Genomic DNA, 12,998 nt, shown 5'->3' with positions numbered 1-12,998 from the left:
ACAAAAGATCGTTTTCTTCGGAAGTAAGCATCGTCTCCATCCCTCATTAAGTTAGGAAGCTAAGAGTTTAGTGCATCTCAATTGCGAAGTCTAGGCATTGACAGAAATTAGTTAGGTAGCTAAGTGAATGGAAAAAGCAAGCTGGATGGTTTTCCCGTGATCATAACCGACGACGATCTTATCACGATGACCGTGAGTTCGCGCCGCGAATTGACGCCGAGTATCGTGGAGTTCGTGCTCAAGCCGGAGGAGGGGGGCAGCTTGCCCGAGTACGGCCCGGGCGCCCACATAACCGTGGAAACCCCTTCGGGGGCGATGCGCCGCTATTCGCTCGTCGGCGGCGAGGCGAACACCTATACGATCGCGGTCAAACGGGAGCCGGAATCGCGCGGAGGCTCCCAATCGATGCATGATGAGGTCGCTGAAGGGAACAAGCTCCGGGTCGCTCCTCCCGAGAACGAGTTTTCTCTCGGTCCCGCGCCCGACTATCTCCTGATCGCTGGCGGCATCGGCGTTACGCCGATCTATGCAATGGCCAAGCGTCTCAAGGAGCAGGACAAGCCGTTCCGGATAATCTATGTGAGCCGCAGCCCGCAGGATGCCGCCTATCTGGCCGAAATGCGCGACGCCTTCGGCGACCGGATGATCGTCCATCACGACGAGGGCGATCTCGAGCGAATCTACGATTTCTGGGATCATTTCGAGACGCCCCAGCCGACGCATGTCTATTGCTGCGGGCCGAAGCCGCTCATGGAGGAGATCAAGGCGATTTCGGGCCATTGGCCCGAGGGACGTGTCCATTTCGAGGATTTCAAACCCGTCGACATCGTCCGCCCCGACGACGTGGCTTTCGATGTGGAATTGGCCAAGTCGGGCAAGACGGTGCACGTTCCTGCCGATCGTTCCATACTCGAGGCCGTACGCGACGCCGGTGTGCGGACCGTCAGCTCCTGCGAAAGCGGAACCTGCGGCTCATGCAAGACCCGGCTTCTTGCCGGCGATGTGGACCATCGCGACATGGTGCTCATGGATGAGGAGAAGGACAACACAATCATGATCTGCGTGTCCCGGGCAAAGAGCGGGAATCTTGTCGTTGACCTCTGATTCCCGAGCAATTTCGAATCCCGTCCGATTGGGCGTTATAGGGCTGGGGCGGGCGTTCATGCTCATGCTGCCCGCCTTCCGCTCGGATTCCCGTGTCCGCCTCGTGGCCGCCTGTGCGCCGCGGGAAGCCTCGCGGCGTGCTTTTCAGGCGGAATTCGGCGGCCGCGTCTACGAGAATGTGGAGGGACTCTGCGCCGATCCCGAGGTGGAAGCGGTGTACATCGCCACGCCGCACCAGATGCATGCCGACCACGCGGTAGCCGCCGCCGCGGCCGGCAAACATATCTTGCTCGACAAGCCCTTGGCCGTGGAAATGGCGGATGGACGGCGCATCGTCGAGGCGGCGGAGAAAGCGGGCGTCGATGTGATCGTCGGCCCCAGCCACAGCTTCGATCGCCCCGTGCAACAGGCAGGGGATCTGATTCGCAGCGGCGAGCTTGGCCGGGTTCGCATGATTCAGGCCTTCAACTACACCGATTTTCTCTATCGGCCCCGGCGGCCGGAAGAATTGCGCACGAACGAGGGCGGGGGTGTCATTTTCAGCCAGGGCGTGCACCAGATCGATGTCGTGAGGTTCCTCGCCGGAGGCGTGGGGACCCGGCTGGCGGCGATGACCGGCGCCTGGGACCCCGATCGTCCCACCGAAGGCGCATACAGCGCTTTGATGAGCTTTCAAAACGGGTGCTTCGCGACCTTCACATATTCGGGTTACGCGCATTTCGACAGCGACATCTGGATGGACGGGATCGGAGAGCTCGGGCAACGGAAATCGCCCCAGGGCTATGGCGCGGCGCGCAGGACGCTGGCGACGGTGCTCGATGCGCAGCAGGAAGCTGCGCTCAAGACGACCCGTACATACGGTGCCGGCGACGCACCCAAGCCGGCGGACCAGTATGAACATTTCGGACCGATCGTTGTGCTGTGCGATCGCGGGGACATTCGCCTGGTTCCCTCTGGATTGCACGTTTATGGCGACTTTGAACAGAAATTCGTGCCCGCGCCGACGTTCGAGACAGCGCGCACCGAAGTCATCGATGCGCTGGTCCAGACCGTCCGGCACGGACATCCGGCCGTACAGTCCGCCAGATGGGGTCTGGCGAGCCTTGAAGCTTGCCACGCCATCATCCGTTCCGCAGAGACAGGGACTTTCGTCGACCTCGTCGAGCAGGTGCCCGTATAACAATGAGGGGAGAATAAATGAGCAATCTCAATCTATCGCTTGCCATGGGTGATTACGACCGGACCCGGCCGATCTATGACGGCCGGGTGAAGATCGACGGGGTCGATCCGGTCTGCATGCTGCTTTCGCCCGAGGAGATGTTCTTCAGGGCATTCCGGCACCAGGCGTTCGACATCAGCGAGCTTTCGCTCTCTTCCTATTCGATCTCGGTCGCGCGCGGAGAGCCCCATTATGTTGCGGTTCCCATATTCCTCTCGCGTGCGTTCCGCCACACGTCCATATACATCCGCACCGACAAGGGCATTTCCACGCCGGCGGACCTTCGCGGACGCCGTATCGGAATCGCGGAATACCAGCTATCGGCCAATGTCTGGGTGCGTGGAATTCTCAAGGACGAGTACGGCCTCGGCGCCGAGGACATCGTCTGGGTCCGCGGCGGCATGAATACGGCGGGGCGTCCCGAAAAGATCAAGGTCGACCTGCCGCCGAACGTGAAGGTCGAGGAAGCCCCTCAGGGCGCCACGCTGAACGCCATGCTTGCCGCTGGCGAGATAGACGGGTTCATAGGGCCGCGCGCGCCTCTGTGCTACGACGAGGAACACCCGCATGTGGGGCGCCTGTTCACCGACTCGATCGGCGCGGCCGAGGACTATTTCAGGCGCACCGCCATCTTCCCCATCATGCACGTTCTGGGTGTGCGGCGCCGTCTGGCAGACGAGCATCCGTGGCTGCCGGGAGCACTGCTGAAGGCTTTCACCCGCTCGAAGGCGATGTCGGATGCTGCGCTGGCGGATACTTCTGCAACGAAGGTCACCATGCCGTTCGTCGAAGACAATCTTCGTCGCGCTCGCAACCTGATGGGCAACGATATATGGTCCTACGGCGTCGATCAGAACAGAAAGGTCCTCGAGACGTTTCTCGGCTATCACTATGAGCAGGGGCTCTCTCCCCGAAAGGTCGATGTGAACGAGCTCTTTCACCCTGCGACCCTAGAAAGCTTCAGTCTCTGAACCATGACGAAATTTGTGCCAGGCGACATAGTCGAAGTCGAAACACCGCGTGGACATGCCTATGTCCAGGTTACCCACAATCATCCCTCCTACCCCGAGGTGGTGCGGGCTCTTGCCGGACCATACGAACAGGGCGCGGATGCGGCCACCCTTGCCAGGCTCGATACGCGCTTTATCGCCATGATCCCCTTGGCCGCAGCCGTCGACATGGGATCCGTTTCTGCGCGCCTGATGGGCAACGCTCCCGTACCGGACGCGCTGAAGGCTTTCCCCAAGTTCAAGATGTCGATACTCGACAAACATGAGGGCAAGCGGGAGAACGTGGCCTATTGGTGGTTCTGGGATGGCGATACGCTCAGCTACGACGTCGATCCTGGGCCTGAAATCGAGGATATACCCCCGCGTGAGGTCATGTCGATCGAGGAATTTGTGAGGACAATCAGTCCGCCGTAAGCTTCGGGAGCGGTGGAGGCCAAGAGTGGGATGTTAACCCAGATGGACGTCTTCGTCGAGGTGCTTCAAAATATTATTTTGAATTGATTTCAAATATTGAAGCAAGAGACCACGTTCATTGATGGAGAAACCTTCAACAGATGCATCTACGACCTCCTTCGCAAGTGGCATAAGGATATTTTCCAACTCGCGTCCGCGACCGGTCAAAAAGACATTTATTTTTCGTCGGTCCTCGTCGTTTCGCTTTCTCTGAACTAATCCAGAAGCTTCCATCGTTCTGATTGCGCTCAATGTCGTCGGCTCCATAGTGCCGACCAAAAGGGACAATTCTCGCTGAGTTTGCCCGTCCTTGTGCCACAAGGCGCGTAGAAAATACCACATGCCGGGTGTTACCCCATACGGCGCAATCTTCTGGTGGAGGAGCCGCTGTATAAGCCGATGAGTAAGGCGAGCTTGGTAGCCGACACTTTGCTCGAAAGGCAATTTGATGTTTTGAGGTGCTTTGCCAGCCACAGCGTTCTGGTCTTTCTGCTCATCAGTCGAGCCTTTGTCCCTCGGAGTTCCACTCTGAAAAGTGGTTGGAGTGGCTCGGCTTCCGCATTCATGAGCTATATTCGAGCCCACAACGCGTAATCTAGCTTTTGATTCGTTGCTCCAGTTCGAGTGACGTTAATAAATATCTCTTACTGGTAGGTTATCGCCCTAGGCATAGAGTGTGACGTTGCCCCACGGACCTAATCCAGTTTGAAATAGACTCTGGCCCATCGAAAAGGACCAGAGATGAAGCGCAACAGGTTTAGCGAAGAACAGATTATCGGTAACCGGCCGGGTTGGACACTCGCGGCTCGGCTGGCTCACCCCAACCGAATACGCAACCACCTTTACCCCACGACGGGACCTGGCGCTGCGCTCAATGGCCAGCTCCACGCCAGCCCCCGTCTTCCACCAGGTTCAGCAGGGCCAAAACAACCCCCGGAGTCTACGTCACGCTGGATAAAAGATGGGGGCAACGTCATCTGGAACGCACCCTACAATGGTCCTCATCCCAATTTGACGAATAGCTTTTGTGATACAAAATGCGGAATATTGTGTTACACGTAGGTTGTGGAAAACGTATCATACTGTTTATTTTCCAAGCTTACGACGAGGGTTCGATTCCCTTCACCCGCTCCAATCACCCCAGACTCCTTGTCACTGACCGTAGCCCGCTGTAGCGTATATCCTGAAAACATGGGGGTTTCAGCCAGAGATGGCGGACTGGTCGTCGCAGGCGGTAACCCTCAATAACAGCAGTTTGACGGTATAGGTGTCGGTATCGTTGGTTATGCGGTTTTCTCGATACCGTCACGGAGGGTATGGTGCCACTATCGGATCTTGCAGTGCGTAAAGCCAAGCCAAGTGCAAAGCCTTACAAGCTGGCGGATGCAAACGGTCTTTATCTTTACGTATCGAAAGCAGGTGCAAGGCGTTGGCGGTATGACTACCGACACGATGGTAAGCGCAAGACGCTTTCCATTGGGGCCTACCCGTACGTCGGTCTTGCTGATGCTCGCGCGAAGCTGGAAGACGCGCGAAAGCTGCTTGCGGACGGCGTTGATCCCGCAACCCACAAACGAAAGGTCCATCAGAAGCGGGAGCTGGAGCAGCGCAATACCTTTGCTGTGCTCGCCGACGAATATATTGCGCGACTGGAGGACAAGGGCCGCGCACCGGCAACGCTTGAGAAGAACCGCTGGATGAAGAGTCTGGTGCCATCGCAGGTCCAGAACATGCCGATAAGCGATATTACCTCGGGTGACGTCCTTGAGGTTCTGCAGACGATCGAGGCGAGCGGACGCCGCGAGACCGCCCATAGCGTGAGAACATTCATTGGCTCGGTCTTTCGGCACGCCATTTCGACGCTCCGGGTAGAATACGACCCGACCTACGCACTGCGGAGCAGCTTGCTGCCGCCCAAGGTGACCCCGCGTGCGGCGATTACCGATCCGGGAAAGATTGGTGCCTTGATGGCTGCCATCGACGATTATGATGGGTGGGTCACAGTGGCCGCAGCACTAAGGTTCAATGCGCTCACCTTTGCCCGCCCCGGTGAAGTGCGCCTCGCGACCTGGGATGAGATCGATCTGGAGGACGCCGTATGGCGCATTCCTGCAGAGCGGATGAAGATGCGGCGACCCCATGATGTGCCACTATCCAATCAGGCAGCAGTGCTTCTCAATGGAGTCCGGCGAGTCAGTGGGCGTGGCAAGCTCATATTTCCCTCCATCCGTTCGGCGCACCGACCTCTTTCCGAGAATGCGATGAACTCGGCATTGCGGCGTATGGGTTTTACCAAGGACGAAATGACCGCGCATGGGTTTCGTGCCATGGCCAGCACTGTACTCAATGAAAAGGGCTACCGCGTCGACGTGATCGAAAGTCAGCTGGCGCACATCGAGCCCAACAAGGTGCGCCGAGCCTATAACCGTGCCCTCTACTGGGATGAACGTCGGCATATGATGCAGGATTGGGCGGATCTCCTTGACAAGCTGCGGGACCGATAGGGCGACAGGGAGTGCAGAAGTGGGTTCTTATAGAAGCCGCGGCTGTCGCCGGAGTAGCAGCTTCGCGCCCCATTGCGGCCATTCAGGTGTACGAGCAAGGCCACCAAAAGCGGTCATGCTTCTTCATGTCATCTAACGGTTTTGAACGATTGATTACCGCGCGGCAGGTTCGGCAAGAGCTCACGTGAAAGACTACGATTCGATGGGACGCGGTGGAGCCTTCCATTCACTGGCCAACCTCCTCCATAGCCCTTGACCCCCTCTGCACCGGCTGCGCTATGTACAGAGAAGTGAGCGCCAACAGCGAGCAATAAAAAGATATCCGTATGGAGCTAGCCGCAATTACGATCAGCCACGGCGTTCGCCGAAGAGACGGTAGCTCACCGAACGCGGCTTACTGGCGTCTGCCTCGGTTGCCGGGATAAAGGACGAGATACCGCCAGAGAGTTCGGCGGGAAGAATCATCACGCGGACAAAAGCGCTGGCGCTGTCGTGGATGTTCTTGCCGATGACCCAGTCCTTGCCGGTTTCGAACCAGGCGTGGCCGGGGTCGATACGCTCGCTGTCTTCCCCGATATAGGCATGCAGGCGGCCCTTGACGAGGCGACGGACGCCGGGGCCGCGATGGCCATGCAGTGGTGTCTGGGCACCCGGATTGGACTCCACCCGGTCGGCGCGGAGAATTCGGTCGCCCGAATAGTAGTGTGGAAGTCTGCGAGAAATGACGAGGCTGATCCCCTCGCCTTCCAGTACGGGCTGCGTAATCGGAGCGAATTCATAGAGCCAGGCGACACCAGAGCCCGAAAGGGTGAAGGGTGCCTCGACGAAGTGTCCGTTGTCGGCCTCGACAACAGTACCGTCGATATTTGCAACGCCCGAGGCGACATAGACAAATGCAACGCCGGTCACACCAATGGTGGTTGGCTTATCCGATGCAGTCAGGTCGTAAACGCTGAGGCGATACTGGTTCAGTTCGAGCTGGGTCATTCTATTGATCCTTGAAAAATGAAGAAAAACTAACGGCGCGGCTGGGCCAGCCGCAGCATGGCGCCGCCAATAGGACTTTCTGGCTGCATGAAGGGCAGCAGAATATTGAAATGGTTGTAATTGGGCAGAACGTGCACTTCCGGCTGATTGCCGTGACGATGCAGGTGATGCGAATAGCGGAAGCTTTGGTCTATCCACTGCCAGGGCTCATCACCCCCAACCATCACGGCCGCGGGACAGTGAACGAGCGGCTCGCGCGTTTCCACATTGCGGTTGGCAATGATCTCTGGAGTCAGGTTGAGCTGGGCGTTGACGGTGGTCAGCGCGGCCGGTGCCGCATCATAGATTCCGCTGACCATGACAGCGCCCACAAAGCATGATGGATCAATGCCACGGGCCGCCCAATCTGTCGCCAGAACCTCTGCCACCAGATGCGCGCCGGCAGAGTGGCCGGACAGGCTGATGGCCGTCGGATCACCGCCATACTGGGCAATGTTCCGGCAAACCCACTCGACACCGGCAAGCGCAGAATCTGTGACCTCATCGAGAGTTGAGTCGGGGCACAGCTCGTAATTTATGACCACGGCTGTGATGCCATGCCGCACCAACATTCCTGCGATAAAGGCATAATTGACCTTGTCCTGCGCGCGCCAATAGCCACCATGGAGATAAATTTGGACGGGGCGCGCGCCCTCGCCCTGACCCGGGTAGATATCGAGCGTGCGCAACTTGTGGTCGCCATAGGCGATGTCGGCGTGCCGTGTCAGCTCCTTGAGCGCTTGCTCATTCGCCGGCTCCCGAAGGGCGCGATACTCGTTGAAATTGGGGCAGGCATTCTGTGGATTGTACTGGCGCTCGTGCTCTTCGGGCGAAAGGCCTTCCCAGATTTTTGCGGCGTTGGTCATAACAGTCCTGTGGTGGTCGACGCGAATTGGTCGGCACAATAGCGCCCAATCAACTGCATTTTAAAGAGGCCTCTTGCGCATCTGGTGAAAAATGGTTCAGATATGATCCGGAATTGATCACATTTGGCCGCGAGGGTTTGCCTTGAAGATAACCGCCATCCAGTTCGTCGCTTTGAGTGCACCTCTGGGAGCCGCCAAGCCGTACGGAATGTCGAAGTCACTGGCGACCGGACGCGCGTCGACGGTGGTCAAGCTGACACTGGAAGATGGCACGATCGGCCATGGCGAAGCCTGGGGGCAGCCCGCTTTCAACCGCGGCTATGAGGCATTCCTCGCCAACTACCTCGTTGGCCTCGACGTCTTCGATATCGAACACGCCTATACCCGTATCCTCGCGCGCCACTATCACTTCGGTGTCCAGGGTCCGATGATGGCCTGCATCAGTGGCATCGACATGGCCGCCAAGGACGCCATCGGCAAAGTTCTGGGACTGCCCGTCTGCAAGCTGCTCGGCGGCCAGCGCCTCGATAGCGTTCCCATTTATGCTTCAGGCGGCTATCTCACCGAAACCCCGTGCGAAGACTACCGCGACCAGATCGATCTTCTGGCCGAGGGCAACTACCCCGCCGTCAAGATCAAGATCGGCCTCAGCCCCGAAAGCGACGAAGAACGCGTTGCCATTGCCCGCGAAGTGCTGGGCAACGATGTCGAGCTGCTGGTCGATATCAATTCCAACTACACCTACGACGTCGCCATGGAGAGCATGGAGCGTCTGGCGCCCTATCGCATCGGCTGGATGGAAGAGCCGCTCAATCCGGCAGACTTCCAGGGCTACGGGCGTCTCCACAAGCGCGCGCGCATGCCGATCGCTACGGGCGAGGCGCTCTACACGGTCTTCGACTTCAAAAATCTCGTCGATGTCGGCGGGGTCGACGTGCTGCAGCCAGATCTCAGCCTTTGCGGCGGTTTCTGGCAGGGGCGCAAGATTGCCGAATTGGCCTATGCCAACCATTTGCGCCTTTCGCCCCACGTCTGGGGCGGCGCGATTGGTCTGGCGGCCGGCATCCACTTCATCGCGTCCATGTCGACCTTCCCGCATTCCGACAACATCCCCAAGCCGACGCTTCTTGAATATGACCTCGGCGCTAATCCGCTTCGTACTGAGCTGCTGAAGGAACCAATTGTGGTCAAGGATGGCCGCATTGCTGTTCCGCAGGGCCCCGGCCTTGGCATTGAAGTCGATGAGGAGGCGCTGCTCCGATATGCTGCAGCCTGATACAATCGCACCATCCGCCAAGCCCGTTCTGAGCGTAACGGACCTCAAGACCCACTTCTTCACCGATACCGGTGTCATCAGGGCTGTCAACGGCGTGACACTAAGCGTGAACGAGGGTGAAACTCTTGCCATCGTGGGCGAGTCCGGCTCAGGCAAGTCGGTGACTGGCTTGACCGTCATGCGCCTTCTCGGGCGCACGACGGCAAAGGTGGTTGGCGGCTCCATCCATTTCCGCGATCGCAACGATCAGGACACAGACCTCCTCGCACTCAGCGAAAAGGCCATGAGCCGTATTCGCGGTCACGACATTGCAATGATCTTTCAGGATCCGATGTCGAGCCTCAATCCGGTCTTTACGGTCGGTGATCAGGTTGCCGAGCCGCTGCGGGTCCACAAGGGACTGGGCACGCGCGAGGCCCGACTTCAGGCGATCGAATTGCTCCGCCAGGTCGGCATTTCCGGGCCGGAAAAGCGTATCGACGCCTATCCGCACGAATTGTCCGGCGGCATGCGCCAGCGCATCATGATTGCGGTGGCCCTGGCCTGCGACCCGCGCCTGCTCATCGCCGACGAGCCCACCACGGCGCTCGACGTCACCATTCAGGCCCAGATCATCGATCTCTTGCGCAAGCTGCAGCAAGAGCGTCGCATGGCGATGATTTTCGTCACGCACGATCTCAAGCTCGTCAAGCAGATCGCGGACCGCGTGGCCGTCATGTATGCGAGCCAGGTAGTTGAGGAAGGCCCGGTTGACGAGGTCCTTTCCAATCCGCGCCATCCCTATACGCGCGCCCTGCTCGATTGCATTCCCTCACGCCGCGATGGCGATGGCAATCGCCGCTCGCTCAAGCCCATTCCTGGCACCATGCCCAACCCTCTGTCGCCGCCCGCCGGTTGCCGCTTCCATGCCCGCTGCGCCCACGCCCAGCCGAACTGCGCTGCAGTCGAACCTGAACTGGCAGTCGTCGAGGGCAAGCACGTGACCCGCTGTATCCGCTGGCAGGAGATTGCACTTTGATCCCCGCACAAGATTCCAGCGCACCGGCTGACGACAAGCAGCCACTCGTCTCTGTCAAAGGCCTGAGCAAGCACTTCCCCGTTCGCGGTAGCGGCTGGGGCAAGCCAGCGCAGGCCGTTCGCGCGGTGCAGGATGTCGATCTCACCGTCGCCCCGGGCGAAGTGCTCGGCGTCGTGGGCGAGTCCGGTTCCGGCAAATCCACTGTCGGCCGTTTGATGCTGCGACTGGTCGAGCCAACGGCTGGCAAGGTCATCTTCGACGGGCAGGATCTGGGCGAGCTCAACCCTGCGGAGCTGCGCAAATTCCGCCGCCATATGCAGATGATCTTCCAGGATCCATTTGCTAGCCTCAATTCCCGCATGACAGTGGGCGATGCGCTTATGGAGCCGCTGAAGCTCCATCGTCAGCTCAGTGGCCGTGAGGCAGAGGAACAGGCGATTGCCCTGCTCGAAAAGGTTGGGCTCTCGGCAGACCATGCCAAGCGCTATCCGCGTGCCTTCTCGGGTGGTCAGCGCCAGCGCATCGCCATTGCGCGCGCTCTCGCCCCCTCCCCGCGCTTCATCGTTGCGGACGAACCGGTTTCTGCGCTCGACGTGTCGATCCAGGCCGAAGTGCTCAACCTGATGCAAAATCTGCAGCAGGAGCTTGGTTTGGCGCTGCTGTTTATCAGCCACGACTTGTCGGTGGTTGAGGTCATTACAGACCGGGTGATGGTGCTCTATCTCGGCCGGGTGATGGAAGTTGCCCGTACTGAAGACCTCTATGACAACCCGGCGCACCCCTATACCGCCGCGCTGTTGCAGGCTGCCCCCGGCTATACGGGCGAAAGCCGCCAGATCCTTGGCGGAGAAATTCCGAGCCCGATTGCGCCGCCCTCAGGCTGCGTGTTCCGCACGCGGTGTCCATTCGCCACCGCTGAATGTGCCCAGACTGTCCCGACCCTGCGCGAAGTAAGCCCGGGTCACTACAAGGCTTGTATTCGTGATGACATCACACTCTGAAGCGCTCCGCGTGCTGGTTATCGGCGGGCGCGGTTTCGTCGGTTCGCACATCGTCCGTGCCTTGGTTGCGCGCAATATTCCTGCGCATGTCTTCGGGCCACAGATGACGAACGATCTCCTGGCCGACATTGGCGGCAGCTTTGGCGATACCATTGGCTCTGTCGAAGATCGCGCGGCAATCGTTGAAGCCATCAAGGCAAGCGGTGCTACGGCAATCGTCACCACGGCCGCCTTTGGTGAAGGTGGCAAGGGTCTGATGCAGGGCGGTGAGGCCGATGCCGATCGCGCCATGGCCATCAATGTCGATGGGCTGCGTCATGTGCTCGAAGCCGCGCAGTCAACCGGTGTCCGCCGCGTCATCACCACGGGATCGAGTGTCGTCTTCGGCCCGGCCCACACCTATGAAGCCAAGCGCGTCAACGAGGATGCCATCAAGCGCCCTCGGACCATCTATGGCCTGACCAAGGTGCTCTCCGAAGACCTCATTCAATACTATCGCGACCGGCATGGTATGGATGCCAGCTCCATCCGCCTGCCCATCGTGCTTGGTCCTGGCCTCTGGTACCAGGGCGCTGCCAGCGCCATTTCCGGTGTCATTTCCAACGCTGCATCTGGCGTACGACATCAGGTGAAATTCCACGACATGCGGATCGACCTGATGCATGTCAGCGACGTGGCACGCGCCATTGTCGAGGCGCTGGGCACCAACGAGCCGCTGGACGCGATCTATCACATCAATGGCTTCACCGCCCGCCTCAGCGAAATCGCGGCCGCAGCCGCCAAGCTTGTACCCGGCTATGTGGTCGATCAGGAAGTCGTGCCCCCGGCCAACACCTTCCCACTGATGGATGATGCGCGGTTCCGCCAGCGGTTCGCCTTCACCCCCAAATACGACCTCGATGGACTGCTGCAGTCCCAAATTGGTGGAGCCAAATCATGAGCATCGACGCACGCCTCAAGGAATTGGGGATCGAGCTGCCCGACGCTGCCTCGCCCTCCTTCAACTACGTACCGGTGATCCTGCACCGTGGCATCGCCTATGTCAGTGGCCAGATGCCCAAGGTAGACGGCGAAGTGCGCGTTTTCGGCAAGGTTGGCGCAGAGGTCGATCTGGAGACCGCTCGGGGCGAAGCCCGCATCTGCATCCTTCAGGGGCTCGCCTGCCTGCGTCAGGCACTGGGGTCGCTCGATCGCATCGAACAGATCATCAAGGTCAATGGCTTCGTGGCCTCTGCGCCGGGCTTCAACGCCCAGCCCAAGGTGCTCGATGCCGCATCGGACCTATTGGCAGAAATCTTCGGCGAGGCCGGACGGCACGCGAGGGCAGCAATCGGCGCAGCCGAACTTCCCCGCAATGCCGCGGTCGAGATCGAAATGACAGTCGCATATCGCGACTGACTAAAGCGCCGGCAAGGCGTGCACGCATGTAGTCGCGACCATCTGGCCGCGATTGCCAGGGAACATTAATCCGCAAGGGGAGTAACAATGAATTTCATGAATGCAAACAGCATTCGGCGCATA

General features: G+C 59.3%; 13 protein-coding genes. 10 read left to right on the top strand and 3 right to left on the bottom strand.

Annotated elements, in window-relative coordinates; genetic code table 11:
- Positions 1–156: 156 nt before the first annotated feature.
- Genes ACP148_RS12765 through ACP148_RS12750 form a run of 4 tightly spaced genes read left to right on the top strand, consistent with a single transcriptional unit; the run spans position 157 to position 3,747 of the window.
- Positions 157–1,104 carry a PDR/VanB family oxidoreductase gene (locus ACP148_RS12765; protein WP_332715709.1) on the top strand — a complete coding sequence of 316 codons (948 nt, stop codon included), beginning with the start codon at positions 157–159 and terminating at the stop codon, positions 1,102–1,104.
- Positions 1,088–2,284: a Gfo/Idh/MocA family oxidoreductase gene (locus ACP148_RS12760; RefSeq protein ID WP_332715706.1), complete on the top strand. Its 1,197-nt coding sequence runs from the start codon at positions 1,088–1,090 to the stop codon at positions 2,282–2,284. The genes ACP148_RS12765 and ACP148_RS12760 overlap by 17 nt, the downstream gene beginning before the upstream one ends.
- A gap of 17 nt (positions 2,285–2,301) precedes the next feature.
- Complete coding sequence (locus ACP148_RS12755; RefSeq protein ID WP_220305746.1) at positions 2,302–3,294, top strand: ABC transporter substrate-binding protein; 993 nt, start codon at positions 2,302–2,304, stop codon at positions 3,292–3,294.
- Positions 3,295–3,297: 3 nt separating this feature from the next.
- Positions 3,298–3,747, top strand: a complete 450-nt coding sequence (locus ACP148_RS12750) for a hypothetical protein (RefSeq protein WP_309207449.1) — start codon at positions 3,298–3,300, stop codon at positions 3,745–3,747.
- Positions 3,748–3,780: 33 nt separating this feature from the next.
- Here ACP148_RS12750 and ACP148_RS12745 read toward each other — a convergent pair whose 3' ends face one another.
- The gene (locus ACP148_RS12745; protein ID WP_309207448.1) at positions 3,781–4,260 is read right to left on the bottom strand and encodes a MarR family winged helix-turn-helix transcriptional regulator; all 480 of its coding nucleotides are present in this window, start codon (positions 4,258–4,260) and stop codon (positions 3,781–3,783) included.
- An 842-nt stretch (positions 4,261–5,102) separates the two neighbouring features.
- On the opposite strand from ACP148_RS12745, the gene ACP148_RS12740 reads away from it, so the two are divergent.
- Positions 5,103–6,290, top strand: a complete 1,188-nt coding sequence (locus ACP148_RS12740; RefSeq protein WP_421952987.1) for a tyrosine-type recombinase/integrase — start codon at positions 5,103–5,105, stop codon at positions 6,288–6,290.
- 348 nt (positions 6,291–6,638) lie between these two features.
- Here the strand turns inward: ACP148_RS12740 and ACP148_RS12735 are convergent, their stop codons facing one another.
- Positions 6,639–7,277, bottom strand: coding sequence for a hypothetical protein (locus ACP148_RS12735; protein ID WP_421952986.1), 639 nt, complete (start codon positions 7,275–7,277; stop codon positions 6,639–6,641).
- Positions 7,278–7,306: 29 nt separating this feature from the next.
- Positions 7,307–8,182: an alpha/beta hydrolase gene (locus tag ACP148_RS12730; RefSeq protein WP_421952985.1), complete on the bottom strand. Its 876-nt coding sequence runs from the start codon at positions 8,180–8,182 to the stop codon at positions 7,307–7,309.
- A 142-nt stretch (positions 8,183–8,324) separates the two neighbouring features.
- Between ACP148_RS12730 and ACP148_RS12725 the strand changes: the two genes are divergently transcribed.
- The 5 genes from ACP148_RS12725 to ACP148_RS12705 are packed head-to-tail and all read left to right on the top strand — an operon-like array spanning position 8,325 to position 12,875.
- A complete protein-coding gene (locus tag ACP148_RS12725) occupies positions 8,325–9,458 on the top strand; it encodes a mandelate racemase/muconate lactonizing enzyme family protein (protein WP_421952984.1) in 1,134 nt (377 codons plus the stop codon).
- A complete protein-coding gene (locus ACP148_RS12720) occupies positions 9,445–10,476 on the top strand; it encodes an ABC transporter ATP-binding protein (RefSeq protein WP_421952983.1) in 1,032 nt (343 codons plus the stop codon). The genes ACP148_RS12725 and ACP148_RS12720 overlap by 14 nt, the downstream gene beginning before the upstream one ends.
- Positions 10,473–11,477 carry an ABC transporter ATP-binding protein gene (locus tag ACP148_RS12715; protein WP_421952982.1) on the top strand — a complete coding sequence of 335 codons (1,005 nt, stop codon included), beginning with the start codon at positions 10,473–10,475 and terminating at the stop codon, positions 11,475–11,477. Before ACP148_RS12720 ends, ACP148_RS12715 begins: the two co-directional genes overlap by 4 nt.
- Positions 11,461–12,417, top strand: coding sequence for an NAD-dependent epimerase/dehydratase family protein (locus tag ACP148_RS12710; RefSeq protein ID WP_421952981.1), 957 nt, complete (start codon positions 11,461–11,463; stop codon positions 12,415–12,417). Before ACP148_RS12715 ends, ACP148_RS12710 begins: the two co-directional genes overlap by 17 nt.
- Positions 12,414–12,875: a RidA family protein gene (locus tag ACP148_RS12705; protein WP_421952980.1), complete on the top strand. Its 462-nt coding sequence runs from the start codon at positions 12,414–12,416 to the stop codon at positions 12,873–12,875. The genes ACP148_RS12710 and ACP148_RS12705 overlap by 4 nt, the downstream gene beginning before the upstream one ends.
- Positions 12,876–12,998 lie beyond the last annotated feature (123 nt).

This window comes from Pelagibacterium sp., from assembly GCF_965249125.1.
GTDB lineage: Bacteria > Pseudomonadota > Alphaproteobacteria > Rhizobiales > Devosiaceae > Pelagibacterium.
Note: the sequence above shows the minus strand (reverse complement) of the source record. Positions and strands in the feature narration are given on the sequence as shown.